The 21,472-nt window shown below is 51.1% G+C and carries 38 protein-coding genes; 33 read left to right on the top strand and 5 right to left on the bottom strand.

What is annotated here, in order from left to right:
• The 29 genes from rplD to ACMGGX_RS07795 all read left to right on the top strand — a co-directional run bounded on the left by rplD (position 1) and on the right by ACMGGX_RS07795 (position 13,847).
• Positions 1–606 carry a 50S ribosomal protein L4 gene (gene rplD, locus ACMGGX_RS07935; RefSeq protein ID WP_000424395.1) on the top strand — a complete coding sequence of 202 codons (606 nt, stop codon included), beginning with the start codon at positions 1–3 and terminating at the stop codon, positions 604–606.
• The gene (gene rplW / locus ACMGGX_RS07930) at positions 603–905 is read left to right on the top strand and encodes a 50S ribosomal protein L23 (protein ID WP_000617546.1); all 303 of its coding nucleotides are present in this window, start codon (positions 603–605) and stop codon (positions 903–905) included. Before rplD ends, rplW begins: the two co-directional genes overlap by 4 nt.
• Before the next feature lie 17 nt (positions 906–922).
• Positions 923–1,744, top strand: coding sequence for a 50S ribosomal protein L2 (rplB, locus tag ACMGGX_RS07925; RefSeq protein ID WP_000301859.1), 822 nt, complete (start codon positions 923–925; stop codon positions 1,742–1,744).
• 16 nt (positions 1,745–1,760) lie between these two features.
• Positions 1,761–2,039 (top strand): 30S ribosomal protein S19, encoded by a 279-nt coding sequence (gene rpsS, locus ACMGGX_RS07920; protein ID WP_001138117.1) that lies wholly within the window; start codon positions 1,761–1,763, stop codon positions 2,037–2,039.
• Between the two features lie 14 nt (positions 2,040–2,053).
• On the top strand, positions 2,054–2,386 hold the full coding sequence (rplV, locus tag ACMGGX_RS07915) for a 50S ribosomal protein L22 (protein WP_002919773.1): 333 nt from the start codon (positions 2,054–2,056) through the stop codon (positions 2,384–2,386).
• A 17-nt stretch (positions 2,387–2,403) separates the two neighbouring features.
• Positions 2,404–3,105, top strand: coding sequence for a 30S ribosomal protein S3 (gene rpsC / locus ACMGGX_RS07910; RefSeq protein WP_000529945.1), 702 nt, complete (start codon positions 2,404–2,406; stop codon positions 3,103–3,105).
• Positions 3,106–3,117: 12 nt separating this feature from the next.
• The gene (gene rplP, locus ACMGGX_RS07905; protein WP_002919759.1) at positions 3,118–3,528 is read left to right on the top strand and encodes a 50S ribosomal protein L16; all 411 of its coding nucleotides are present in this window, start codon (positions 3,118–3,120) and stop codon (positions 3,526–3,528) included.
• Complete coding sequence (gene rpmC / locus ACMGGX_RS07900) at positions 3,528–3,719, top strand: 50S ribosomal protein L29 (protein ID WP_003863282.1); 192 nt, start codon at positions 3,528–3,530, stop codon at positions 3,717–3,719. Before rplP ends, rpmC begins: the two co-directional genes overlap by 1 nt.
• Entirely contained in the window at positions 3,719–3,973 is a 255-nt protein-coding gene (gene rpsQ / locus ACMGGX_RS07895) for a 30S ribosomal protein S17 (protein ID WP_008503489.1), read from the top strand. The genes rpmC and rpsQ overlap by 1 nt, the downstream gene beginning before the upstream one ends.
• Positions 3,974–4,139: 166 nt before the next feature.
• A complete protein-coding gene (rplN, locus tag ACMGGX_RS07890) occupies positions 4,140–4,511 on the top strand; it encodes a 50S ribosomal protein L14 (protein ID WP_002919748.1) in 372 nt (123 codons plus the stop codon).
• Between the two features lie 10 nt (positions 4,512–4,521).
• A complete protein-coding gene (gene rplX / locus ACMGGX_RS07885; RefSeq protein WP_003863287.1) occupies positions 4,522–4,836 on the top strand; it encodes a 50S ribosomal protein L24 in 315 nt (104 codons plus the stop codon).
• A gap of 14 nt (positions 4,837–4,850) precedes the next feature.
• Complete coding sequence (gene rplE / locus ACMGGX_RS07880; protein ID WP_001096206.1) at positions 4,851–5,390, top strand: 50S ribosomal protein L5; 540 nt, start codon at positions 4,851–4,853, stop codon at positions 5,388–5,390.
• 14 nt (positions 5,391–5,404) lie between these two features.
• Entirely contained in the window at positions 5,405–5,710 is a 306-nt protein-coding gene (gene rpsN, locus ACMGGX_RS07875; protein WP_003863291.1) for a 30S ribosomal protein S14, read from the top strand.
• 30 nt (positions 5,711–5,740) lie between these two features.
• Positions 5,741–6,133 carry a 30S ribosomal protein S8 gene (gene rpsH / locus ACMGGX_RS07870; protein WP_006178918.1) on the top strand — a complete coding sequence of 131 codons (393 nt, stop codon included), beginning with the start codon at positions 5,741–5,743 and terminating at the stop codon, positions 6,131–6,133.
• Positions 6,134–6,145: 12 nt separating this feature from the next.
• Positions 6,146–6,679: a 50S ribosomal protein L6 gene (rplF, locus tag ACMGGX_RS07865; RefSeq protein WP_003863296.1), complete on the top strand. Its 534-nt coding sequence runs from the start codon at positions 6,146–6,148 to the stop codon at positions 6,677–6,679.
• A 9-nt stretch (positions 6,680–6,688) separates the two neighbouring features.
• Positions 6,689–7,042 (top strand): 50S ribosomal protein L18, encoded by a 354-nt coding sequence (gene rplR / locus ACMGGX_RS07860; RefSeq protein WP_003863297.1) that lies wholly within the window; start codon positions 6,689–6,691, stop codon positions 7,040–7,042.
• A gap of 14 nt (positions 7,043–7,056) precedes the next feature.
• On the top strand, positions 7,057–7,557 hold the full coding sequence (rpsE, locus tag ACMGGX_RS07855; RefSeq protein ID WP_003863299.1) for a 30S ribosomal protein S5: 501 nt from the start codon (positions 7,057–7,059) through the stop codon (positions 7,555–7,557).
• Positions 7,558–7,563: 6 nt separating this feature from the next.
• Positions 7,564–7,743, top strand: a complete 180-nt coding sequence (rpmD, locus tag ACMGGX_RS07850; RefSeq protein ID WP_003863301.1) for a 50S ribosomal protein L30 — start codon at positions 7,564–7,566, stop codon at positions 7,741–7,743.
• Positions 7,744–7,746: 3 nt separating this feature from the next.
• On the top strand, positions 7,747–8,181 hold the full coding sequence (gene rplO / locus ACMGGX_RS07845; RefSeq protein ID WP_003863304.1) for a 50S ribosomal protein L15: 435 nt from the start codon (positions 7,747–7,749) through the stop codon (positions 8,179–8,181).
• Positions 8,182–8,188: 7 nt separating this feature from the next.
• Positions 8,189–9,520, top strand: a complete 1,332-nt coding sequence (gene secY, locus ACMGGX_RS07840) for a preprotein translocase subunit SecY (RefSeq protein WP_003863305.1) — start codon at positions 8,189–8,191, stop codon at positions 9,518–9,520.
• A gap of 31 nt (positions 9,521–9,551) precedes the next feature.
• Positions 9,552–9,668, top strand: a complete 117-nt coding sequence (gene rpmJ / locus ACMGGX_RS07835; RefSeq protein WP_000868187.1) for a 50S ribosomal protein L36 — start codon at positions 9,552–9,554, stop codon at positions 9,666–9,668.
• A gap of 146 nt (positions 9,669–9,814) precedes the next feature.
• Positions 9,815–10,171, top strand: a complete 357-nt coding sequence (gene rpsM / locus ACMGGX_RS07830; RefSeq protein ID WP_003863308.1) for a 30S ribosomal protein S13 — start codon at positions 9,815–9,817, stop codon at positions 10,169–10,171.
• A 16-nt stretch (positions 10,172–10,187) separates the two neighbouring features.
• On the top strand, positions 10,188–10,577 hold the full coding sequence (rpsK, locus tag ACMGGX_RS07825; RefSeq protein ID WP_003863312.1) for a 30S ribosomal protein S11: 390 nt from the start codon (positions 10,188–10,190) through the stop codon (positions 10,575–10,577).
• 33 nt (positions 10,578–10,610) lie between these two features.
• Entirely contained in the window at positions 10,611–11,231 is a 621-nt protein-coding gene (rpsD, locus tag ACMGGX_RS07820) for a 30S ribosomal protein S4 (protein ID WP_004868345.1), read from the top strand.
• Between the two features lie 25 nt (positions 11,232–11,256).
• The gene (locus ACMGGX_RS07815; protein WP_002919219.1) at positions 11,257–12,246 is read left to right on the top strand and encodes a DNA-directed RNA polymerase subunit alpha; all 990 of its coding nucleotides are present in this window, start codon (positions 11,257–11,259) and stop codon (positions 12,244–12,246) included.
• Positions 12,247–12,286: 40 nt separating this feature from the next.
• The gene (gene rplQ / locus ACMGGX_RS07810; RefSeq protein ID WP_001216368.1) at positions 12,287–12,670 is read left to right on the top strand and encodes a 50S ribosomal protein L17; all 384 of its coding nucleotides are present in this window, start codon (positions 12,287–12,289) and stop codon (positions 12,668–12,670) included.
• Between the two features lie 107 nt (positions 12,671–12,777).
• Entirely contained in the window at positions 12,778–13,146 is a 369-nt protein-coding gene (locus tag ACMGGX_RS07805; RefSeq protein WP_348562374.1) for a DUF1992 domain-containing protein, read from the top strand.
• 2 nt (positions 13,147–13,148) lie between these two features.
• Positions 13,149–13,574, top strand: a complete 426-nt coding sequence (zntR, locus tag ACMGGX_RS07800; protein ID WP_063441538.1) for a Zn(2+)-responsive transcriptional regulator — start codon at positions 13,149–13,151, stop codon at positions 13,572–13,574.
• Between the two features lie 57 nt (positions 13,575–13,631).
• Complete coding sequence (locus ACMGGX_RS07795) at positions 13,632–13,847, top strand: alternative ribosome-rescue factor A (RefSeq protein ID WP_023309450.1); 216 nt, start codon at positions 13,632–13,634, stop codon at positions 13,845–13,847.
• Here the strand turns inward: ACMGGX_RS07795 and mscL are convergent, their stop codons facing one another.
• From mscL to def, 5 genes are all read right to left on the bottom strand, one after another.
• The gene (gene mscL, locus ACMGGX_RS07790; protein ID WP_023309449.1) at positions 13,848–14,258 is read right to left on the bottom strand and encodes a large-conductance mechanosensitive channel protein MscL; all 411 of its coding nucleotides are present in this window, start codon (positions 14,256–14,258) and stop codon (positions 13,848–13,850) included.
• A gap of 146 nt (positions 14,259–14,404) precedes the next feature.
• Positions 14,405–15,781, bottom strand: coding sequence for a Trk system potassium transporter TrkA (trkA, locus tag ACMGGX_RS07785; protein ID WP_008503482.1), 1,377 nt, complete (start codon positions 15,779–15,781; stop codon positions 14,405–14,407).
• Between the two features lie 22 nt (positions 15,782–15,803).
• On the bottom strand, positions 15,804–17,090 hold the full coding sequence (rsmB, locus tag ACMGGX_RS07780; protein ID WP_420298250.1) for a 16S rRNA (cytosine(967)-C(5))-methyltransferase RsmB: 1,287 nt from the start codon (positions 17,088–17,090) through the stop codon (positions 15,804–15,806).
• Positions 17,091–17,142: 52 nt separating this feature from the next.
• A complete protein-coding gene (gene fmt / locus ACMGGX_RS07775; RefSeq protein ID WP_420298249.1) occupies positions 17,143–18,090 on the bottom strand; it encodes a methionyl-tRNA formyltransferase in 948 nt (315 codons plus the stop codon).
• A gap of 25 nt (positions 18,091–18,115) precedes the next feature.
• A complete protein-coding gene (gene def / locus ACMGGX_RS07770; RefSeq protein ID WP_006812188.1) occupies positions 18,116–18,625 on the bottom strand; it encodes a peptide deformylase in 510 nt (169 codons plus the stop codon).
• Positions 18,626–18,752: 127 nt separating this feature from the next.
• Between def and dprA the strand changes: the two genes are divergently transcribed.
• From dprA to tsaC, 4 genes are read left to right on the top strand one after another with little or no spacing between them, the layout of a single operon-like run.
• Entirely contained in the window at positions 18,753–19,877 is a 1,125-nt protein-coding gene (gene dprA / locus ACMGGX_RS07765) for a DNA-protecting protein DprA (protein WP_420298248.1), read from the top strand.
• On the top strand, positions 19,849–20,322 hold the full coding sequence (gene smg / locus ACMGGX_RS07760) for a DUF494 family protein Smg (protein ID WP_420298247.1): 474 nt from the start codon (positions 19,849–19,851) through the stop codon (positions 20,320–20,322). Before dprA ends, smg begins: the two co-directional genes overlap by 29 nt.
• Before the next feature lie 26 nt (positions 20,323–20,348).
• Positions 20,349–20,903, top strand: a complete 555-nt coding sequence (locus tag ACMGGX_RS07755) for a type I DNA topoisomerase (RefSeq protein ID WP_181593959.1) — start codon at positions 20,349–20,351, stop codon at positions 20,901–20,903.
• Positions 20,896–21,468 carry an L-threonylcarbamoyladenylate synthase type 1 TsaC gene (tsaC, locus tag ACMGGX_RS07750; RefSeq protein ID WP_033146781.1) on the top strand — a complete coding sequence of 191 codons (573 nt, stop codon included), beginning with the start codon at positions 20,896–20,898 and terminating at the stop codon, positions 21,466–21,468. Before ACMGGX_RS07755 ends, tsaC begins: the two co-directional genes overlap by 8 nt.
• Positions 21,469–21,472 lie beyond the last annotated feature (4 nt).

The following is a 21,472-nucleotide window of genomic DNA, read 5'->3' as shown; positions in this document are numbered from 1 at the left end:
ATGGAATTAGTATTGAAAGACGCGCAGAGCGCGCTGACTGTTTCCGAAACTACCTTCGGTCGTGATTTCAACGAAGCGCTGGTTCACCAGGTTGTTGTTGCTTATGCAGCTGGTGCTCGTCAGGGTACTCGTGCTCAGAAGACTCGTGCTGAAGTAACTGGTTCTGGCAAAAAGCCATGGCGCCAGAAAGGTACCGGCCGTGCGCGTTCAGGTTCTATCAAGAGCCCGATCTGGCGTTCAGGTGGCGTGACCTTCGCTGCGCGTCCACAGGACCACAGTCAAAAAGTTAACAAAAAGATGTACCGCGGCGCGCTGAAAAGCATCCTGTCCGAACTGGTACGTCAGGATCGTCTGATCGTTGTCGAGAAGTTCTCTGTTGAAGCGCCTAAAACTAAGCTGCTGGCACAGAAACTGAAAGACATGGCTCTGGAAGATGTGCTGATCATCACCGGTGAGCTGGACGAGAACCTGTTCCTGGCCGCACGTAACCTGCACAAGGTTGACGTACGCGATGCGACTGGTATCGACCCGGTTAGCCTGATCGCCTTCGACAAAGTCGTAATGACTGCTGATGCTGTTAAGCAAGTTGAGGAGATGCTGGCATGATTCGTGAAGAACGTCTGCTGAAGGTGCTTCGCGCACCGCACGTTTCTGAAAAAGCGTCTACTGCGATGGAAAAAACAAACACCATCGTTCTCAAAGTTGCTAAAGACGCGACCAAAGCAGAGATCAAAGCTGCTGTGCAGAAACTGTTTGAAGTCGAAGTCGAAGTCGTTAACACCCTGGTAGTTAAAGGGAAAGTTAAACGTCACGGACAGCGTATCGGTCGTCGTAGCGACTGGAAAAAAGCTTACGTCACCCTGAAAGAAGGCCAGAATCTGGACTTCGTTGGCGGCGCTGAGTAAGTCGGAGGAGTAATACAATGGCAGTTGTTAAATGTAAACCGACATCTCCGGGTCGTCGCCACGTAGTTAAAGTGGTTAACCCTGAGCTGCACAAGGGCAAACCTTTTGCTCCGTTGCTGGAAAAAAACAGCAAATCCGGTGGTCGTAACAACAATGGCCGTATCACCACTCGTCACATCGGTGGTGGCCACAAGCAGGCTTATCGTATTGTTGACTTCAAACGCAACAAAGACGGTATCCCAGCAGTTGTTGAACGTCTTGAGTACGATCCGAACCGTTCCGCGAACATCGCGCTGGTTCTGTACAAAGACGGCGAACGCCGTTACATCCTGGCCCCTAAAGGCCTGAAAGCTGGCGACCAGATTCAGTCTGGCGTTGATGCTGCAATCAAAGCAGGCAACACCCTGCCGATGCGCAATATCCCGGTTGGTTCTACCGTTCATAACGTAGAAATGAAACCAGGTAAAGGCGGTCAGCTGGCACGTTCCGCTGGTACTTACGTTCAGATCGTTGCTCGTGATGGTGCTTATGTCACCCTGCGTCTGCGTTCTGGTGAAATGCGTAAAGTCGAAGCAGACTGCCGCGCTACTCTGGGCGAAGTTGGCAATGCTGAGCATATGCTGCGCGTTCTGGGTAAAGCAGGTGCTGCACGCTGGCGTGGTGTTCGTCCTACCGTTCGCGGTACTGCGATGAACCCAGTCGACCACCCACATGGTGGTGGTGAAGGTCGTAACTTTGGTAAGCACCCGGTAACTCCGTGGGGCGTTCAGACCAAAGGTAAGAAGACCCGCAGCAACAAGCGTACTGATAAATTTATCGTACGTCGCCGTAGCAAATAATTTTAGAGGATAAGCCATGCCACGTTCTCTCAAGAAAGGTCCTTTTATTGACCTGCACTTGCTGAAGAAGGTAGAGAAAGCGGTGGAAAGCGGAGACAAGAAGCCCCTGCGCACTTGGTCCCGTCGTTCAACGATCTTTCCTAACATGATCGGTTTGACCATCGCTGTCCATAATGGTCGTCAGCACGTTCCAGTCTTTGTTACCGACGAAATGGTTGGTCACAAACTGGGTGAATTCGCACCGACTCGTACTTATCGCGGCCACGCTGCTGATAAAAAAGCGAAGAAGAAATAAGGTAGGAGGAAGAGATGGAAACTTTAGCTCAACATCGCCATGCTCGTTCTTCTGCTCAGAAGGTTCGCCTTGTTGCTGACCTGATTCGCGGTAAGAAAGTGTCGCAGGCCCTGGACATCCTGACCTATACCAACAAGAAAGCTGCGGTATTGGTCAAGAAAGTACTGGAATCTGCCATTGCTAACGCTGAACACAACGATGGCGCTGACATCGACGATCTGAAAGTCGCGAAAATTTTCGTAGATGAAGGCCCAAGCATGAAGCGCATTATGCCGCGTGCGAAAGGTCGTGCAGATCGCATCCTGAAGCGCACCAGCCACATTACTGTGGTTGTGTCCGATCGCTGAGACTCTGGAGACTAGCAATGGGTCAGAAAGTACATCCTAATGGTATTCGCCTGGGTATTGTAAAACCATGGAACTCTACCTGGTTTGCGAACACCAAAGAATTCGCTGACAACCTGGACAGCGATTTTAAAGTACGTCAGTACCTGACTAAGGAACTGGCTAAAGCGTCTGTATCTCGTATCGTTATCGAGCGTCCAGCGAAGAGCATCCGTGTGACTATTCACACTGCTCGTCCTGGCATCGTTATCGGTAAGAAAGGCGAAGACGTAGAAAAACTGCGCAAGGTCGTAGCGGATATCGCTGGCGTTCCTGCACAGATCAATATCGCTGAAGTTCGTAAGCCTGAACTGGACGCTAAATTGGTTGCTGACAGCATCACTTCACAGCTGGAACGTCGTGTTATGTTCCGTCGTGCTATGAAGCGTGCTGTACAGAACGCAATGCGTCTGGGCGCTAAAGGTATCAAAGTTGAAGTTAGCGGCCGTCTGGGCGGCGCGGAAATCGCACGTACCGAATGGTACCGCGAAGGTCGCGTACCGCTGCACACTCTGCGTGCTGACATCGACTACAACACCTCTGAAGCGCACACCACTTACGGTGTAATCGGCGTTAAGGTATGGATCTTCAAAGGTGAGATCCTGGGTGGTATGGCTGCTGTTGAACAACCGGAAAAACCGGCTGCTCAACCTAAAAAGCAGCAGCGTAAAGGCCGTAAATAAGGAGCGTCGCTGATGTTACAACCAAAGCGTACAAAATTCCGTAAAGTGCACAAAGGCCGCAACCGTGGTCTGGCGCAGGGTACGGATGTTAGCTTCGGCACTTTCGGTCTGAAAGCTGTTGGCCGTGGTCGTCTGACTGCACGTCAGATCGAAGCAGCACGTCGTGCAATGACCCGTGCAGTTAAGCGTCAAGGTAAGATCTGGATCCGTGTATTCCCGGACAAACCGATCACCGAGAAGCCACTGGAAGTTCGTATGGGTAAAGGTAAAGGTAACGTGGAGTACTGGGTTGCCTTGATCCAACCGGGCAAAGTCCTTTATGAAATGGACGGTGTTCCGGAAGAGCTGGCCCGTGAAGCCTTCGGCCTGGCAGCAGCGAAACTGCCTATCAAAACCACCTTTGTAACTAAGACGGTGATGTAATGAAAGCAAAAGAGCTGCGTGAAAAAAGCGTTGAAGAGCTGAACGCTGAGCTGCTGAACCTGCTGCGTGAGCAGTTCAACCTGCGTATGCAGGCTGCAAGTGGCCAGCTGCAACAGACTCACCTGCTGAAGCAAGTGCGTCGCAATGTTGCACGCGTTAAGACTTTACTGACTCAGAAGGCGGGTGCGTAATGACCGATAAAATCCGTACTCTGCAAGGTCGTGTTGTTAGCGACAAAATGGAGAAATCCATTGTTGTAGCTATCGAACGTATTGTGAAACACCCGATCTACGGTAAATTCATCAAGCGTACGACCAAACTGCACGTACATGACGAGAACAACGAATGTGGTATCGGCGACAAGGTTGAAATCCGTGAATGCCGTCCACTGTCCAAGACTAAGTCCTGGACGCTGGTTCGCGTTGTAGAGAAAGCGGTTCTGTAATACAGTACGCCTTCTCAATACGAATAAACGGCTCAGCGATGAGCCGTTTATTTTTTCTACCCATATTGCAGAAGCGGTGTTATAATGCCGCGCCCTCGATATGGGGCTTTTTAACGGCTCTGATTTTAGAGTCTCAGGTAGTAGTTGACATTAGCGGAGCACTAAAATGATCCAAGAACAGACTATGCTGAACGTCGCCGACAACTCCGGTGCACGTCGCGTAATGTGTATCAAGGTTCTGGGTGGCTCGCACCGTCGCTACGCAGGCGTAGGCGACATCATCAAGATCACCATCAAGGAAGCAATTCCACGTGGTAAGGTCAAAAAAGGTGATGTGCTGAAGGCGGTAGTGGTGCGCACCAAGAAGGGTGTTCGTCGCCCTGACGGTTCTGTCATTCGCTTCGATGGTAATGCATGCGTTATTTTAAACAATAACAGCGAGCAGCCTATCGGCACGCGTATCTTTGGGCCGGTAACTCGTGAACTTCGTACTGAGAAGTTCATGAAAATTATCTCTCTGGCACCAGAAGTACTCTAAGGAGCGAATCATGGCAGCGAAAATCCGTCGTGATGACGAAGTTATCGTGTTAACCGGTAAAGATAAAGGTAAACGCGGTAAAGTAAAAAATGTTCTGTCTTCCGGCAAACTTGTCGTTGAAGGTATCAACCTGGTTAAGAAACATCAGAAGCCGGTTCCGGCCCTGAACCAACCAGGTGGCATCGTTGAAAAAGAAGCTGCTATTCAGGTTTCTAACGTTGCAATCTTCAATGCGGCTACCGGCAAGGCTGACCGTGTAGGCTTTAGATTCGAAGACGGCAAAAAAGTCCGTTTCTTCAAGTCTAACAGCGAAACTATCAAGTAATTTGGAGTAGTACGATGGCGAAACTGCATGATTACTACAAAGACGAAGTAGTTAACAAACTCATGACTGAGTTTAACTACAATTCTGTCATGCAAGTCCCTCGGGTCGAGAAGATCACCCTGAACATGGGTGTTGGTGAAGCGATCGCTGACAAGAAACTGCTGGATAACGCAGCAGCTGACCTGACAGCAATCTCCGGTCAAAAACCGCTGATCACCAAAGCACGCAAATCTGTTGCAGGCTTCAAAATCCGTCAGGGCTATCCGATCGGCTGTAAAGTAACTCTGCGTGGCGAACGCATGTGGGAGTTCTTTGAGCGCCTGATCACTATTGCTGTTCCACGTATCCGTGACTTCCGTGGCTTGTCCGCTAAGTCTTTCGACGGTCGTGGTAACTACAGCATGGGTGTCCGTGAGCAGATCATCTTCCCAGAAATCGACTACGATAAAGTCGACCGCGTGCGTGGTTTGGATATTACCATTACCACTACTGCGAAATCTGACGAAGAAGGCCGTGCTCTGCTGGCTGCCTTTGACTTCCCGTTCCGCAAGTAAGGTAGGGTTACTGAATGGCTAAGCAATCAATGAAAGCACGCGAAGTAAAGCGCGTAGCTTTAGCTGATAAATTCTTCGCTAAACGCGCTGAACTGAAAGCGATCATTTCTGATGTGAACGCTTCCGACGAAGATCGTTGGAATGCGGTTCTCAAGCTGCAGTCTCTGCCGCGTGATTCCAGCCCGTCTCGTCAGCGTAACCGCTGTCGTCAAACAGGTCGTCCACATGGTTATGTGGGCAAGTTTGGGTTGAGCCGTATCAAACTGCGTGAAGCCGCCATGCGCGGTGAAGTGCCAGGCTTGAAAAAGGCTAGCTGGTAATTACCAATTGAATCACGGGAGTAAAGACAGATGAGCATGCAAGATCCGATCGCGGATATGCTGACCCGTATCCGTAACGGTCAGGCCGCGAACAAAGTTGCGGTCACCATGCCTTCCGCCAAGCTGAAAGTGGCAATTGCCAACGTGCTGAAGGAAGAAGGTTTTATCGAAGATTTTAAAGTTGAAGGCGACACCAAGCCGGAACTGGAACTTACTCTTAAGTATTTCCAGGGTAAAGCTGTTGTAGAAAGCATTCAGCGTGTCAGCCGCCCAGGTCTGCGCATCTATAAGAAAAAAGATGAGCTGCCAAAAGTTATGGCTGGTCTTGGTATCGCAGTTGTTTCTACCTCTAAAGGTGTTATGACTGATCGTGCAGCGCGCCAGGCTGGTCTTGGTGGCGAAATTATCTGCTACGTAGCCTAATCGGAGGAAAGAATGTCTCGTGTTGCTAAAGCACCGGTCGTTATTCCTGCCGGCGTTGATGTAAAAATCGACGGTCAGGTTATTACGATCAAAGGTAAAAACGGCGAGCTGACTCGTACCCTCAACAAAGCTGTTGAAGTTAAACATGCAGATAACGCTCTGACCTTCGGTCCACGTGATGGTTTCGTGGATGGATGGGCTCAGGCTGGTACCGCGCGTGCCCTGCTGAACTCAATGGTTGTTGGTGTTACCGAAGGCTTCACTAAAAAGCTTCAGCTGGTTGGTGTAGGTTATCGTGCAGCTATCAAAGGGAATGCAGTAGGCCTGTCTCTGGGCTTCTCACACCCTGTTGAGCATCCGCTGCCGGCCGGTATCACTGCAGAATGTCCGACTCAAACTGAAATCGTGCTGAAAGGCGCTGATAAACAGCTGATCGGTCAGGTTGCAGCAGATCTGCGCGCCTACCGTCGTCCTGAGCCTTACAAAGGCAAGGGTGTTCGTTACGCCGACGAAGTCGTGCGTACCAAAGAGGCTAAGAAGAAGTAAGGTAACACTATGGATAAGAAATCTGCTCGTATCCGTCGTGCGACCCGCGCACGCCGCAAGCTCAAAGAGCTGGGTGCAACTCGCCTGGTGGTACATCGTACCCCGCGTCATATTTACGCACAGGTAATTGCACCGAACGGTTCTGAAGTTCTGGTAGCTGCTTCTACTGTAGAAAAAGCTATCTCAGAACAATTGAAGTACACCGGTAACAAAGACGCCGCTGCAGCTGTAGGTAAAGCTGTTGCTGAACGCGCTCTGGAAAAAGGCATCAGCAATGTTTCCTTTGACCGTTCCGGGTTCCAATATCATGGTCGTGTCCAGGCACTGGCAGATGCTGCCCGTGAAGCTGGCCTTCAGTTCTAAGGTAGAGGTGTAAGATGGCTCACATCGAAAAACAGGCTGGCGAACTGCAGGAAAAGCTGATCGCGGTAAACCGCGTATCTAAAACCGTTAAAGGTGGTCGTATTTTCTCCTTCACAGCTCTGACTGTAGTAGGCGATGGTAACGGTCGCGTTGGTTTTGGTTACGGTAAAGCGCGTGAAGTTCCAGCAGCGATCCAGAAAGCGATGGAAAAAGCCCGTCGCAATATGATTAACGTCGCGCTGAACAACGGCACCCTGCAGCACCCAGTTAAAGGTGTTCACACGGGTTCTCGTGTATTCATGCAGCCAGCTTCAGAAGGTACCGGTATCATCGCCGGTGGTGCAATGCGCGCCGTTCTGGAAGTTGCTGGGGTTCATAACGTTCTGGCCAAAGCATATGGTTCCACTAACCCGATCAACGTGGTTCGTGCAACTATTGATGGCCTGGAAAATATGAATTCTCCAGAAATGGTCGCTGCCAAGCGTGGTAAATCCGTTGAAGAAATTCTGGGGTAATTGACCATGGCAAAGACTATTAAAATCACTCAAACCCGCAGTGCAATCGGTCGTCTGCCGAAACACAAGGCAACGCTGCTTGGCCTGGGTCTGCGTCGTATTGGTCATACCGTTGAGCGCGAGGATACTCCTGCTGTTCGTGGTATGGTCAACGCGGTTTACTTCATGGTTAAAGTTGAGGAGTAAGAGATGCGTTTAAATACTCTGTCTCCGGCCGAAGGCTCTAAAAAGGCGGGTAAACGCCTGGGTCGTGGTATCGGTTCTGGCCTCGGCAAAACCGGTGGTCGTGGTCACAAAGGTCAGAACTCTCGTTCTGGCGGTGGCGTGCGTCGCGGTTTCGAGGGTGGCCAGATGCCACTGTACCGTCGTCTGCCGAAGTTCGGCTTCACCTCTCGCAAAGCAGCGATCACAGCGGAAATCCGTCTGTCTGACCTGGCGAAAGTTGAAGGCGGCGTTGTAGACCTGAACACGCTGAAAGCAGCAAACATTATCGGTATCCAGATCGAGTTCGCGAAAGTGATCCTGGCTGGTGAAGTTTCTACTCCGGTAACTGTTCGTGGCCTGCGTGTTACTAAAGGTGCTCGTGCTGCTATCGAAGCTGCTGGCGGTAAAATTGAGGAATAAGTAGCAGATGGCTAAGCAACCGGGATTAGATTTTCAAAGTGCCAAAGGTGGATTTGGCGAGCTGAAACGCAGACTGCTGTTTGTTATCGGCGCGCTGATTGTGTTCCGTATTGGCTCTTTTATTCCGATCCCTGGTATCGATGCCGCTGTACTTGCCAAACTGCTTGAGCAACAGCGAGGCACCATCATTGAAATGTTCAACATGTTCTCTGGTGGTGCTCTCAGCCGTGCTTCTATCTTTGCATTGGGTATTATGCCGTACATTTCGGCATCTATTATTATCCAGCTGCTGACGGTCGTTCATCCGGCCCTGGCAGAGTTGAAGAAAGAAGGGGAGTCTGGACGTCGTAAGATTAGTCAGTACACCCGTTACGGTACTTTGGTGCTGGCAATATTCCAGTCGATCGGTATTGCTACCGGTCTGCCGAATATGCCTGGTATGCAGGGCCTGGTGTTAAACCCGGGCTTTGCATTCTACTTCACCGCTGTTGTAAGTCTGGTCACAGGGACTATGTTCCTGATGTGGCTCGGCGAACAGATTACTGAGCGTGGTATCGGTAACGGTATCTCTATCATTATCTTCGCCGGTATTGTTGCGGGCCTCCCGCCAGCCATCGCCCATACTATCGAGCAAGCGCGTCAAGGCGACCTGCACTTCCTCCTGTTGCTGTTGGTTGCAGTATTAGTATTTGCAGTGACGTTCTTTGTTGTCTTCGTTGAACGTGGTCAACGCCGCATTGTGGTGAACTACGCTAAACGTCAGCAGGGTCGTCGTGTCTATGCTGCACAGAGCACACATTTACCGCTGAAAGTGAACATGGCGGGGGTTATCCCGGCTATCTTCGCTTCCAGTATTATTCTGTTCCCGGCGACCATCGCGTCATGGTTCGGGGGCGGTACTGGTTGGAACTGGCTGACAACAATTTCGCTGTATTTGCAGCCTGGGCAACCACTTTATGTGTTACTCTATGCGTCTGCGATCATCTTCTTCTGTTTCTTCTACACGGCGTTGGTCTTCAACCCGCGTGAAACAGCAGATAACCTGAAGAAGTCCGGTGCATTTGTACCAGGAATTCGTCCGGGAGAGCAAACGGCGAAGTATATCGATAAAGTAATGACTCGCCTGACTTTGGTTGGTGCGCTTTATATTACTTTTATCTGCCTGATCCCGGAGTTCATGCGTGATGCAATGAAAGTACCGTTCTACTTCGGTGGGACCTCACTGCTTATCGTTGTTGTCGTGATTATGGACTTTATGGCTCAAGTGCAAACTCTGATGATGTCCAGTCAGTACGAGTCTGCATTGAAGAAGGCGAACCTGAAAGGCTACGGCCGCTAAATGGTCGCCTGAGAAGTTACGGAGAGTAAAAATGAAAGTTCGTGCTTCCGTCAAGAAATTATGCCGTAACTGCAAAATCGTTAAGCGTGATGGTGTCATCCGTGTGATTTGCAGTGCCGAGCCGAAGCATAAACAGCGCCAAGGCTGATTATTTCGCATATTTTTCTTGCAAAGTTGGGTTGAGCTGGCTAGATTAGCCAGCCAATCTTTTGTATGTCTGTACGTTTCCATTTGAGTATCCTGAAAACGGGCTTTTCAGCATGGTGCGTACATATTAAATAGTAGGAGTGCATAGTGGCCCGTATAGCAGGCATTAACATTCCTGATCAGAAACATGCTGTGATCGCATTAACTTCGATCTACGGCGTCGGCAAGACCCGTTCTAAAGCCATTCTGGCTGCAGCGGGTATCGCTGAAGATGTTAAGATCAGTGAGCTGTCTGAAGAACAAATCGACACGCTGCGTGACGAAGTTGCCAAATTTGTCGTTGAAGGTGATCTGCGCCGTGAAATCAGCATGAGCATCAAGCGCCTGATGGATCTTGGTTGCTATCGCGGTTTGCGTCATCGTCGTGGTCTGCCAGTGCGCGGTCAGCGTACTAAGACCAACGCACGTACCCGTAAGGGTCCGCGCAAACCGATCAAGAAATAATCGGGGTGATTGAATAATGGCAAAGGCACCAGTTCGTGCACGTAAACGTGTAAGAAAACAAGTCTCTGACGGCGTGGCTCATATCCATGCTTCTTTCAACAACACCATCGTTACTATTACTGATCGTCAGGGTAACGCATTGGGTTGGGCAACAGCCGGTGGTTCCGGTTTCCGTGGTTCTCGCAAATCCACTCCGTTCGCAGCTCAGGTTGCAGCAGAGCGTTGCGCAGAAGCCGTAAAAGAATACGGCATCAAGAATCTGGAAGTTATGGTTAAAGGTCCGGGTCCGGGTCGTGAATCTACTGTTCGCGCTCTGAACGCCGCTGGTTTCCGCATCACGAATATTACTGATGTGACTCCGATCCCTCATAACGGTTGTCGTCCGCCGAAAAAACGTCGCGTATAACGCTCCGTTTTTTAGGTTAGTTGGAGATAGAAAATGGCAAGATATTTGGGTCCTAAGCTCAAGCTGAGCCGTCGTGAGGGCACCGACTTATTCCTTAAGTCTGGCGTTCGCGCGATCGATACCAAGTGTAAAATTGAACAAGCTCCTGGCCAGCACGGTGCGCGTAAACCGCGTCTGTCTGACTATGGTGTGCAGTTGCGTGAAAAGCAAAAAGTTCGCCGTATGTACGGTGTGCTGGAGCGTCAGTTCCGTAACTACTATAAAGAAGCAGCACGTCTGAAAGGCAACACAGGTGAAAACCTGCTGGCTCTGCTGGAAGGTCGTCTGGACAACGTTGTATACCGTATGGGCTTCGGCGCTACTCGTGCTGAATCACGTCAGCTGGTTAGCCACAAAGCAATCATGGTAAACGGTCGTGTTGTTAACATCGCTTCTTATCAGGTTAAAGCGAATGACGTTGTTAGCATTCGTGAGAAAGCGAAAAAGCAATCTCGCGTGAAGGCCGCTCTGGAGCTGGCTGAGCAGCGTGAAAAGCCAACCTGGCTGGAAGTTGATGCTGGCAAGATGGAAGGTACGTTCAAGCGTCAGCCAGAACGTTCTGATCTGTCTGCGGACATTAACGAACACCTGATCGTCGAGCTTTACTCCAAGTAAAGCTTAGTACCAAAGAGAGGACACAATGCAGGGTTCTGTGACAGAGTTTCTAAAACCGCGCCTGGTAGATATCGAGCAAGTGAGTTCGACGCACGCCAAGGTGACCCTTGAGCCTTTAGAGCGTGGCTTTGGCCATACTCTGGGTAACGCACTGCGCCGTATTCTGCTCTCATCGATGCCGGGTTGCGCGGTGACCGAGGTTGAGATTGATGGTGTACTTCATGAGTACAGCACCAAAGAAGGCGTTCAGGAAGATATCCTTGAAATCCTGCTCAACCTGAAAGGGCTGGCGGTGAGAGTTCAGGGTAAAGATGAAGTTATTCTTACTCTGAATAAATCTGGCATTGGCCCTGTGACTGCAGCCGACATCACCCATGACGGTGATGTTGAAATCGTCAAGCCGCAGCACGTGATCTGCCACCTGACCGATGAGAACGCAGCTATTAGCATGCGTATCAAAGTTCAGCGCGGTCGTGGTTATGTGCCGGCTTCTGCCCGAATTCATTCGGAAGAAGATGAGCGCCCAATCGGCCGTCTGCTGGTCGACGCATGCTATAGCCCTGTAGAGCGTATTGCCTACAATGTTGAAGCAGCGCGTGTAGAACAGCGTACCGACCTGGACAAGCTGGTCATCGAAATGGAAACCAACGGAACAATCGATCCTGAAGAGGCGATTCGTCGTGCGGCAACCATCCTGGCAGAACAACTGGAAGCTTTCGTTGACTTACGTGATGTACGTCAGCCGGAAGTGAAAGAAGAGAAACCAGAATTCGATCCGATCCTGCTGCGCCCTGTTGACGATCTCGAGTTGACTGTCCGCTCTGCTAACTGCCTCAAAGCAGAAGCTATCCACTATATCGGTGATCTGGTACAGCGTACCGAGGTTGAGTTGCTGAAAACGCCGAACCTTGGTAAAAAATCTCTTACTGAGATTAAAGACGTGCTGGCTTCACGTGGTCTGTCTCTGGGCATGCGCCTGGAAAACTGGCCACCGGCAAGCATTGCTGACGAGTAACCGGATCACAGGTTAAGGTTTTACTGAGAAGGATAAGGTCATGCGCCATCGTAAGAGTGGTCGTCAACTGAACCGCAACAGCAGCCATCGCCAGGCTATGTTCCGCAACATGGCAGGTTCACTGGTTCGTCATGAGATCATCAAGACGACCCTGCCTAAAGCGAAAGAGCTGCGTCGCGTAGTTGAGCCGCTGATTACTCTTGCCAAGACTGACAGCGTTGCTAATCGTCGTCTGGCATTCGCCCGTACTCGTGATAACGAGATCGTGGCAAAACTGTTTAACGAACTGGGCCCGCGTTTCGCGAGCCGTGCCGGTGGTTACACTCGCATTCTGAAGTGTGGTTTCCGTGCAGGCGACAACGCGCCGATGGCTTACATCGAGCTGGTTGATCGTTCAGAGAAAGCAGAAGCTGCTGCAGAGTAATCTGCAGTAACGTAAAAAAACCCGCTCCGGCGGGTTTTTTTATATCCGCGATACCACCACTTCTCTAAAATGTCTGTATCAATTCTGTTCAATCCCTGGAGCTGGTAATGTGGTTGCTCGATCAGTGGGCAGAACGCCATATTCGCGATGCCCAAAAAAAAGGTGAATTCGACGATCTTCCGGGAAGCGGCGAACCTCTTGTACTTGACGATGATTCGCACATTGCACCGGAATTACGCTCTGGATACCGTTTACTGAAAAATGCAGGCTGTCTTCCCCCGGAGCTCGAACAGCGCAGAGAGGCTGTTGAACTGGCCGATCTTCTCAAAGAGATTCGCCATGACGATCCACGACATTCTGAACTTAGCCGCCGTCTCGCCCTGCTTGAACTCAAGCTACGCCAGGCTGGGATGAACACTAATTTTCTTCACGGTGAATACGGTGAAAGATTGATGCAGAAAATAAGCGAGGAGTAGTTATGTACCGCATAGGTGAACTTGCGAAGCTTGCGAACGTTACGCCGGATACCATCCGGTATTACGAAAAGCAGCAGATGATCGATCATGAAGTACGTACTGAAGGAGGTTTTCGCCTTTATACCGATAACGATCTGCAGCGCCTGCGGTTTATTCGTTATGCGCGTCAGCTCGGTTTCACTCTGGATTCGATCCGCGAGTTATTATCGATCCGCATCGATCCGGAACATCACACCTGCCAGGAATCTAAAAGCATCGTGCAGGCCCGGCTGGATGAAGTTGAAGCGCGTATACAGGAACTGCAAACCATGCAGCGCTCTCTGCAAAGGCTGAATGATGCCTGCTGCGGTACGGCACACAGCAGCATTTATTGTTCAATCCTCGAAGCCCTTGAACAGGGAGCGAGTGGAGAAACGCAGCGCTGTTGATTTTTAGTTCAACCGGGTCTAGACTCCCGTCGTCATAAACCTTGCTCTGGAGACATTATGAGCCGCTATCAGCACACGAAAGGACAAATTAAGGACAATGCCATTGAGGCGTTACTTCACGACCCGTTATTCAGGCAGCGCGTTGAGAAGAATAAAAAAGGGAAAGGAAGTTATCTGCGCAAAGACAAACATGAAAAACGGGGTAACTGGGAGGCCAGTGGCAAGCAAGCGAATCGCTTATTTACCACCGGCCTTCCTGCTTTTATCTATTGATTAGACGCGGTTATTCTGCTCTTTTAACAGATCGCGGATCTCACTTAACAGCACTTCTTCTTTCGTTGGCGCAGGTGCTGCAGCCGGCTCTTCTTTTTTACGGTTGAGCCTGTTGATCAGCTTGATGGCCATAAATATGGCAAACGCGACAATCACAAAATCAAATACGTTCTGAATAAATACGCCGTAGTGCATTACTACTGCCGGAACATCACCCTGCGCTTCACGCAGCGTGAAAGCGAACTGTTTGAAATCAATGCCGCCGATTAACAACCCTAAAGGTGGCATGATAATGTCAGCCACTAATGATGAAACAATCTTGCCGAATGCCGCACCAATAATGACACCCACTGCCAAATCCACCACGTTCCCGCGCATCGCAAATTCGCGAAATTCTTTAATAAAACTCATTGTTCTCTCCTTGTGCCAGCTGACGAGTTTAAGTTTAACAAATCATTAGCCAATTGCCATTCGGGATAATTAAACATTATGAAAAATAAAAGGCACAGAAATGAAAAGGATAAAGTAAGGGTGCTCTTTCTCGAGCACCCAATTCTTTAAAGGAAGAATGGACTTGGCTGGAATAAACGTTCGACGTCGGTAATAAACTTTTTATCGGTAAGGAACATAATAACGTGATCGCCTTGCTCAATTCGTAAATTATCATTGGCAATCATGACATCATTCCCGCGCACAACGGCGCCGATAATCGTGCCTGGCGGCAGTTTAATTTCGTCGATCGAACGGCCGACGACGCGTGACGTCGTTTCATCTCCATGAGCAACGGCTTCAATGGCTTCCGCTACGCCACGGCGGAGCGATGACACACCGACAATATCCGCTTTACGAACATGGCTCAGGAGCGCGGAAATTGTCGCCTGCTGAGGGGAAATGGCAATATCAATAACGCTGCCCTGAACCAGATCGACATACGCCTTACGCTGGATAAGCACCATTACTTTTTTAGCCCCCATGCGCTTCGCGAGCATGGCGGACATTATATTCGCCTCGTCGTCGTTGGTGACGGCAATAAAGAGATCAACTTGATCAATATGCTCTTCAGCCAGCAACTCCTGATCAGACGCATCACCATAAAATACAATCGTATTTTGCAGTTTTTCCGCCAGTTCAGCAGCACGCTGTTGATCGCGCTCGATCAACTTCACGCTGTAATCTTTTTCCAGCCGATGTGCCAGACCGGCACCGATATTGCCGCCGCCGACCAGCATAATGCGTTTATAGGGTTTTTCGAGACGCTGAAGTTCACTCATCACCGCACGAATATGCTGTGAGGCCGCAATAAAGAAGACCTCATCACCGGCTTCGACAATCGTGGAGCCTTGCGGGCGAATTGGCCTGTCGTGACGGAAAATTGCTGCAACGCGCGTATCGATATGCGGCATGTGCTCGCGCATGGTGGAAAGCGCATTGCCGATCAATGGTCCGCCATAATAGGCCTTAACCACTGCCAGGCTCACTTTGCCCTCGGCAAAGTTCACCACCTGCAGAGCGCCCGGATATTCAATCAGGCGATAGATATTGTCGATAACCAGCTGTTCTGGCGCGATGAGGTGGTCAATGGGAACCGCTTCGGAATTAAACAGTTTTTCAGCATCGCGAACATAGTCCGGAGAGCGAATACGCGCAATTCGGTTTGGCGTGTTGAAAAGTGAGTATGCCACCTGACAGGCCACCATATTGGTTTCGTCAGAACTGGTTACCGCAACCAGCATGTCGGCATCGTCGGCACCCGCCTCACGAAGAACACGTGGGTGCGAACCATGACCCTGCACCACGCGCAGGTCAAACTTGTCCTGTAAGACACGCAGACGATCGCCGTTGGTATCAACAATTGTGATGTCGTTGTTTTCGCCAACCAGGTTTTCCGCCAGCGTTCCGCCCACCTGTCCTGCACCCAGAATGATAATTTTCATATCTCGTGACCTGTTCTCAACATCACTCTTTGATTAGCTTAGCGTAAAAGAAGCCATCGCCCTCTTCAGCACCCGGCAGGTTCTGCAGACCCGGGGATTCAGGCGTTCCCGTATCGCGCAGCGCGGCGTCCGGCGTTCGTTTAAGGAAGGCCGCAATTTGCTGGCTGTTTTCTTCAGGAAGTACGGAGCAGGTCGCATAGACCAGCGTTCCGCCAGATTTAAGATGCGGCCAAATGGCGTCGAGAATGTCGGATTGCAGTTGGGCAAGTTCCTGAATATCACGATCGCGGCGTAGCCACTTGATGTCCGGATGACGACGAATAACACCGGTTGCAGAGCAGGGGGCGTCCAGCAAAATGCGATCGAATTGTGTTTCACCACACCATTCTGCGGGTTTGCGTCCATCGCCCTGCTTAACCTGAGCCTTCATACCCAAACGATTGAGGTTGTCGTAGACGCGTGAGAGACGCTGTTCATCGACATCCACTGCCAGCACGCTGGCCTGCGGAGCCACTTCAAGAATATGCGTCGTTTTGCCCCCAGGCGCGGCGCAAAGATCGAGGATCTGCTCACCATTTTTGGGTTCAAGCCAGGTCATGCAACCCTGAGCCGAGGCATCCTGTACGGTAACCCAGCCCTCATCAAAACCGGGTAATGCATGTACCGGTGCCGGTGAGGCTAAGCGTACGGCATCCGGATAGGCTTCATGCGGGAATCCACTCATTCCAGCTTCTTCGAGCAAGCTCAGCCATGCGTCACGGCTGTGGTGATTACGATTCACGCGTAACCACATTGGCGGACGCTGATTGTTGGCATCGGCAATCTCCTGCCACTGCTGTGGATAGGCTTTTTTCAGGCGCTTCAACAGCCAGTCCGGGTGCAGGAAACGTGCTTCGCTTTGGGCAAATTCAGCCAGAAGCTCTTCCTGCTGTCTCTGGAACTGACGCAGTACGCCGTTGATCAGGCCTTTCAGCTGAGGGCGTTTAATCGCAACGGCGCCTTCCACCGTCTCAGCCAGCGCGGCATGAGGTGGGATGCGGGTATGAAGAAGCTGATAAAAACCCATCATAATCAAATAGTGTACGGTGCGCTGCTTGCCTGTCATTGGGCGTGACATCAGCTTGTTAATCAACCACTCAAGCTGAGAAAGCGTGCGCAGAACGCCAAAGCAGAGCTCCTGAAGCAGGGCTTTGTCTTTATCAGAGACTTTTTGTTGCAGGGGAGGCAGGACGTTACTTAGTGACTGGCCCTGCTCGATAACCTGCTCAACGGCCTGAGCCGCCATACTGCGTAGATTTTGTTTTTTCATAACCGTAAAAATAAAAATGCCCGGAAACACCGGGCCTTAAGGATAGATTTTCTCAGGCAAGACGATTGCCCGGAATAAACCATTCGCGGCGGGAATTTAACAGATCCTGAGCGCTCATGGCCTTCTTACCGGCCGGTTGTAGCGATTCAAGATTGAGGATCCCTTGCCCAGTCGCCACCTGAATTCCGTTCTTGTTGGCGTCAACAATCGTGCCGGGTTCAGCCGTGGTAGTACCGCTAATGACGGAGGCTTTCCAGACTTTCACCGGCTGCTCATCAATCTCCAACCAGCTCATTGGCCACGGATTAAAAGCGCGAATGCAGCGTTCAAGCTGCGCGGCTGAAAGGGACCAGTCGATCCGCGCTTCTTCTTTGCTCAGTTTTTCGGCATAAGTCACCAGCGCGTCATCCTGAACTTCCGGATTCGCCGTATTGTCAGCAAGCTGCTGGAGCGTCTCGATAAGCCCTTGTGGGCCAAGGTCTGCCAGTTTGTCATACAGCGTAACGCTGGTATCGTCTGACGTTATGGGGCAGGCCAGTTTATACAGCATATCGCCGGTGTCTAAACCTACGTCCATCTTCATGATGGTAACGCCCGTTTCGGCATCACCTGCCCACAGCGAGCGTTGGATAGGTGCAGCACCACGCCAGCGCGGGAGCAGAGACCCATGCACGTTGATGCAACCCAGGCGGGGCATATCAAGCACAGCTTTTGGCAGAATTAAACCGTAAGCTACCACCACCATTACGTCGGCATTCAGGTCAGCAACCAGCTGCTGATTTTCCTGTGGGCGCAACGATGCGGGCTGAAAAACGGGTAGCCCATGCTCTTCTGCCAGCACCTTTACAGGGCTCGGCATCAGTTTTTTGCCGCGACCAGCAGGACGGTCCGGCTGGGTAAAGACGCCAACAACCTGGTGACCAGACGATAACAGCGCGTCAAGATGACGCGCTGCAAAATCAGGGGTTCCCGCGAAGATAATACGTAGTGTTTTAGACACGATGATCCTTGTATCCGGGGGGACGTTATGCGCGAGAACGCAAACGATCCAGTTTCTCTACTTTTTGACGAATACGCTGCTGCTTCAGCGGCGAGAGATAATCGATAAACAGTTTACCGACCAGGTGATCCATCTCATGCTGAATACAAATTGCCAGCAGGTCGTCTGCTTCCAGTTCGAACGGGTTACCGTCACGATCCAGAGCGCGAATTTTCACCTTTTCGGCACGCGGTACTAAAGCGCGCTGTTCAGGAATGGACAGACAGCCTTCCTCAATACCGGTTTCGCCACTCTTTTCGAGCAGCTCAGGGTTGATCAGCACCAGACGCTCATCGCGATTTTCGGAAACATCAATCACGATAATACGCTTATGAATGTCCACCTGCGTCGCCGCCAGGCCAATGCCTTCTTCGGCGTACATGGTATCGAACATATCATCAACGATACGCTGGATTTCTGCATTCACTTCTTTGACCGGTTCAGCGACGATGCGAAGGCGCTCGTCCGGAATATGTAACACTTGCAAAACTGCCATAAATTTCCAGAGTCGTGTTCAGGAGTTGATAAGAATACTCTCTCTATTCTAGACAAATCCCCCATCGATTGACAGCATCAGTGACCAATCGCAATGATTGCGGAGGCCGCTTATGGCAGGGGAAAGGATGACGTCTACCGAGATATGGCTACGGCTAGTACACACTGGGTCGCTGTGTGGTGATGTAATGCTGGATGCGGCTGAGCGACTGCAGAAGCAGGAACACCTCAACGTGCTCGTGGCCAGAAATGCCGGGCTGACAGCAAAGCAGGTTGAACGCTTCTTTGCACTCGATGAGAGAGAGCTGGAACGTAGCCTTATGTGGCTTGAGCAGCCGGGACATCATTTATTAACGGCCAACCATCCCCTTTATCCCCCTTTGCTCCGCACGATTCCTGATTATCCTGGGGCGTTATTCATAAAAGGTAACCCTGAGGCGCTTAATACCGTTCAGTTGGCGGTGGTAGGCAGTCGTGCGCCGTCATGGTACGGCGAGCGATGGGGGAAAATCCTGTGCGAACAACTGTCACAAAGCGGTTTCACGATCACCAGCGGGCTGGCCTGCGGTATTGACGGCGTAGCCCACAGCGCGGCGCTGTCAGTTAAGGGACGAAGCGTAGCGGTGCTGGGGAACGGTCTTTTTAGCATTTATCCACGCCGGCATCAGGCACTGGCGATGCGGCTTATCGAATCTGACGGCGCGATAGTTTCTGAGTTTCCGCTTTCCGCACAGCCCAGGCCGGCAAACTTTCCGCGTCGTAATCGAATTATCAGCGGGCTTAGCAAAGGCGTGCTGGTAGTTGAAGCGGCGCGCCGAAGCGGTTCGCTGGTCACGGCGCGATGCGCGCTCGAACAGGGGAGAGAAGTCTTCGCCTTGCCCGGTCCGATAGGTAATCCCGGATGCGAGGGGCCCCACTGGCTGATTAAGCAAGGTGCAACGCCGGTAACGGAAGTAGGAGATATTCTTGAAAATTTGCAATATGGGTTGCAATGGCTGCAGGAAGATCCCGAAAAGCGACAATATTCATCAGATCAGGGAAAGGTGGCATTGCCATTTCCCAAGCTCCTGGCTAACGTAGGAGATGAGGTAACACCTGTTGACGTTGTCGCTGAACGTGCCGGCCAACCTGTGCCAGTAACGGTAGCACAGCTACTCGAACTGGAGTTAGCAGGGTGGATCGCAGCTGTACCCGGCGGCTATGTCCGATTAAGGAGGGCATGCCATGTTCGACGTACTGATGTATTTGTTTGAGACTTACATCCATAACGAAGCAGAAATGCGAGTGGATCAGGACAAATTGACACAGGATCTTACCGATGCGGGGTTTGAGCGGGAAGATATCTATAATGCGTTGATATGGCTGGAAAAACTGGCTGATTATCAGGAAGACCTCGCCGAACCGATGCAGCTTGCTTCTGACCCATTGTCAGTACGCATTTATACAGCGGAAGAGTGTGAAAGGCTGGACGCCAGCTGCCGGGGGTTCATCTTATTCCTTGAGCAGATTCAGGTGCTGAACCTCGAAACGAGAGAAATGGTGATAGAGCGCGTCATGGCGCTGGATACAGCAGAATTTGAACTGGAAGATCTCAAGTGGGTGATCCTAATGGTTCTGTTTAATATCCCGGGCTGTGAAAACGCCTATCAGCAAATGGAAGAATTACTCTTTGAAGTGAATGAAGGTATGCTGCACTAATTCAATGTGCAGCACCAAGAGTTGTTATGGCCAAATCAGCACTATTCACGGTGCATAAAAACGAGCCCTGCCCGCAGTGCGGGGCTGAACTTGTTATTCGGTCCGGGAAACACGGCCCGTTTCTCGGTTGTTCAAACTATCCGGAATGTGATTATGTCCGTCCCCTGAAAAGCCAGGCGGATGGACATATCGTTAAAATTCTGGCGGGTCAGTATTGCCCACTCTGCGGTGGTGAATTAGCCCTGCGGCAGGGGCGTTTCGGCATGTTTATTGGATGTAGCCGCTACCCGGAATGTGAGCATACGGAACAAATCGATAAGCCTGATGAAACGGCAATTGCGTGCCCTCAGTGTCAGCGCGGTCAGTTGGTACAGCGCCGCTCCCGTTATGGTAAGACTTTCCATTCGTGCGATCGCTACCCTGAATGCCAGTTCGTTATCAATTTTAAACCGGTAGCGGGAACCTGCCCTCATTGCAATTATCCGCTACTTATAGAGAAGAAAACCGCGCAAGGCATGAAACGCTTCTGCGCCAGTAAACAATGTGGAAAGCCGGTTACGGCGGATCAAAATAGTGAATAATAACCTGCCATCAGGCTCCATTGCGCATGCTGTGGACGTACTGAAAAAAGAAGAAGTCATCGCCTATCCAACTGAAGCTGTTTTTGGAGTCGGTTGCGATCCTGACAGCGAGACGGCCGTGAGCCGACTGCTTGCCTTAAAACAAAGACCCGTCGAGAAAGGGCTGATTTTGATCGCTGCGAATTACGAGCAGCTTAAACCCTATATCGATGACTCCATGCTGACGCCGGCGCAGCGCGAGACTATCTTCTCCGCGTGGCCTGGCCCGGTGACCTTCGTTTTCCCGGCGCAGCCGACAACGCCTCGCTGGTTAACCGGACGTTTTGATTCCCTCGCCGTTCGCGTAACTGACCATCCGCTGGTGGTTGAGCTGTGTCTGGCATTTGGTAAACCGCTGGTCTCAACCAGCGCCAACCTGACCGGATTGCCACCTTGCCGGACAACCGAAGAAGTACTGGCGCAGTTCGGGAACGACTTCCCTGTTGCTGTCGGTGAAACGGGAGGGCGCCTGAATCCGTCTGAAATTCGCGACGCTTTGACCGGCGAACGTTTTCGCCAGGGGTAATCTC

This window comes from Enterobacter sp. BNK-29 (genome assembly GCF_048684785.1).
Classification (GTDB): domain Bacteria; phylum Pseudomonadota; class Gammaproteobacteria; order Enterobacterales; family Enterobacteriaceae; genus Enterobacter; species Enterobacter cloacae_M.
The sequence above is the reverse complement of the archived record's forward strand: the minus strand, read 5'-3'. Positions and strand labels throughout refer to the sequence as shown.

Coding starts and splice junctions, on each gene's coding strand:
- rplV (WP_002919773.1), top strand. CDS start 2,054: ATGGAAACTTTAGCTCAACATCGCCATGCTCGTTCTTCTGCTCAGAAG.
- rpmJ (WP_000868187.1), top strand. CDS start 9,552: ATGAAAGTTCGTGCTTCCGTCAAGAAATTATGCCGTAACTGCAAAATC.
- rplD (WP_000424395.1), top strand. CDS start 1: ATGGAATTAGTATTGAAAGACGCGCAGAGCGCGCTGACTGTTTCCGAA.
- smg (WP_420298247.1), top strand. CDS start 19,849: ATGTTCGACGTACTGATGTATTTGTTTGAGACTTACATCCATAACGAA.
- rpsE (WP_003863299.1), top strand. CDS start 7,057: ATGGCTCACATCGAAAAACAGGCTGGCGAACTGCAGGAAAAGCTGATC.
- secY (WP_003863305.1), top strand. CDS start 8,189: ATGGCTAAGCAACCGGGATTAGATTTTCAAAGTGCCAAAGGTGGATTT.
- rplW (WP_000617546.1), top strand. CDS start 603: ATGATTCGTGAAGAACGTCTGCTGAAGGTGCTTCGCGCACCGCACGTT.
- rplO (WP_003863304.1), top strand. CDS start 7,747: ATGCGTTTAAATACTCTGTCTCCGGCCGAAGGCTCTAAAAAGGCGGGT.
- mscL (WP_023309449.1), bottom strand. CDS start 14,258: ATGAGTTTTATTAAAGAATTTCGCGAATTTGCGATGCGCGGGAACGTG.
- rplB (WP_000301859.1), top strand. CDS start 923: ATGGCAGTTGTTAAATGTAAACCGACATCTCCGGGTCGTCGCCACGTA.
- rpsQ (WP_008503489.1), top strand. CDS start 3,719: ATGACCGATAAAATCCGTACTCTGCAAGGTCGTGTTGTTAGCGACAAA.
- ACMGGX_RS07815 (WP_002919219.1), top strand. CDS start 11,257: ATGCAGGGTTCTGTGACAGAGTTTCTAAAACCGCGCCTGGTAGATATC.
- rpsC (WP_000529945.1), top strand. CDS start 2,404: ATGGGTCAGAAAGTACATCCTAATGGTATTCGCCTGGGTATTGTAAAA.
- rpmC (WP_003863282.1), top strand. CDS start 3,528: ATGAAAGCAAAAGAGCTGCGTGAAAAAAGCGTTGAAGAGCTGAACGCT.
- ACMGGX_RS07805 (WP_348562374.1), top strand. CDS start 12,778: ATGTGGTTGCTCGATCAGTGGGCAGAACGCCATATTCGCGATGCCCAA.
- rpmD (WP_003863301.1), top strand. CDS start 7,564: ATGGCAAAGACTATTAAAATCACTCAAACCCGCAGTGCAATCGGTCGT.
- rplP (WP_002919759.1), top strand. CDS start 3,118: ATGTTACAACCAAAGCGTACAAAATTCCGTAAAGTGCACAAAGGCCGC.
- rsmB (WP_420298250.1), bottom strand. CDS start 17,090: ATGAAAAAACAAAATCTACGCAGTATGGCGGCTCAGGCCGTTGAGCAG.
- rplE (WP_001096206.1), top strand. CDS start 4,851: ATGGCGAAACTGCATGATTACTACAAAGACGAAGTAGTTAACAAACTC.
- rplR (WP_003863297.1), top strand. CDS start 6,689: ATGGATAAGAAATCTGCTCGTATCCGTCGTGCGACCCGCGCACGCCGC.
- rpsS (WP_001138117.1), top strand. CDS start 1,761: ATGCCACGTTCTCTCAAGAAAGGTCCTTTTATTGACCTGCACTTGCTG.
- rplN (WP_002919748.1), top strand. CDS start 4,140: ATGATCCAAGAACAGACTATGCTGAACGTCGCCGACAACTCCGGTGCA.
- rpsN (WP_003863291.1), top strand. CDS start 5,405: ATGGCTAAGCAATCAATGAAAGCACGCGAAGTAAAGCGCGTAGCTTTA.
- rplX (WP_003863287.1), top strand. CDS start 4,522: ATGGCAGCGAAAATCCGTCGTGATGACGAAGTTATCGTGTTAACCGGT.
- rpsK (WP_003863312.1), top strand. CDS start 10,188: ATGGCAAAGGCACCAGTTCGTGCACGTAAACGTGTAAGAAAACAAGTC.
- ACMGGX_RS07755 (WP_181593959.1), top strand. CDS start 20,349: ATGGCCAAATCAGCACTATTCACGGTGCATAAAAACGAGCCCTGCCCG.
- zntR (WP_063441538.1), top strand. CDS start 13,149: ATGTACCGCATAGGTGAACTTGCGAAGCTTGCGAACGTTACGCCGGAT.
- rplF (WP_003863296.1), top strand. CDS start 6,146: ATGTCTCGTGTTGCTAAAGCACCGGTCGTTATTCCTGCCGGCGTTGAT.
- dprA (WP_420298248.1), top strand. CDS start 18,753: ATGACGTCTACCGAGATATGGCTACGGCTAGTACACACTGGGTCGCTG.
- rpsH (WP_006178918.1), top strand. CDS start 5,741: ATGAGCATGCAAGATCCGATCGCGGATATGCTGACCCGTATCCGTAAC.
- rpsD (WP_004868345.1), top strand. CDS start 10,611: ATGGCAAGATATTTGGGTCCTAAGCTCAAGCTGAGCCGTCGTGAGGGC.
- trkA (WP_008503482.1), bottom strand. CDS start 15,781: ATGAAAATTATCATTCTGGGTGCAGGACAGGTGGGCGGAACGCTGGCG.
- ACMGGX_RS07795 (WP_023309450.1), top strand. CDS start 13,632: ATGAGCCGCTATCAGCACACGAAAGGACAAATTAAGGACAATGCCATT.
- def (WP_006812188.1), bottom strand. CDS start 18,625: ATGGCAGTTTTGCAAGTGTTACATATTCCGGACGAGCGCCTTCGCATC.
- rplQ (WP_001216368.1), top strand. CDS start 12,287: ATGCGCCATCGTAAGAGTGGTCGTCAACTGAACCGCAACAGCAGCCAT.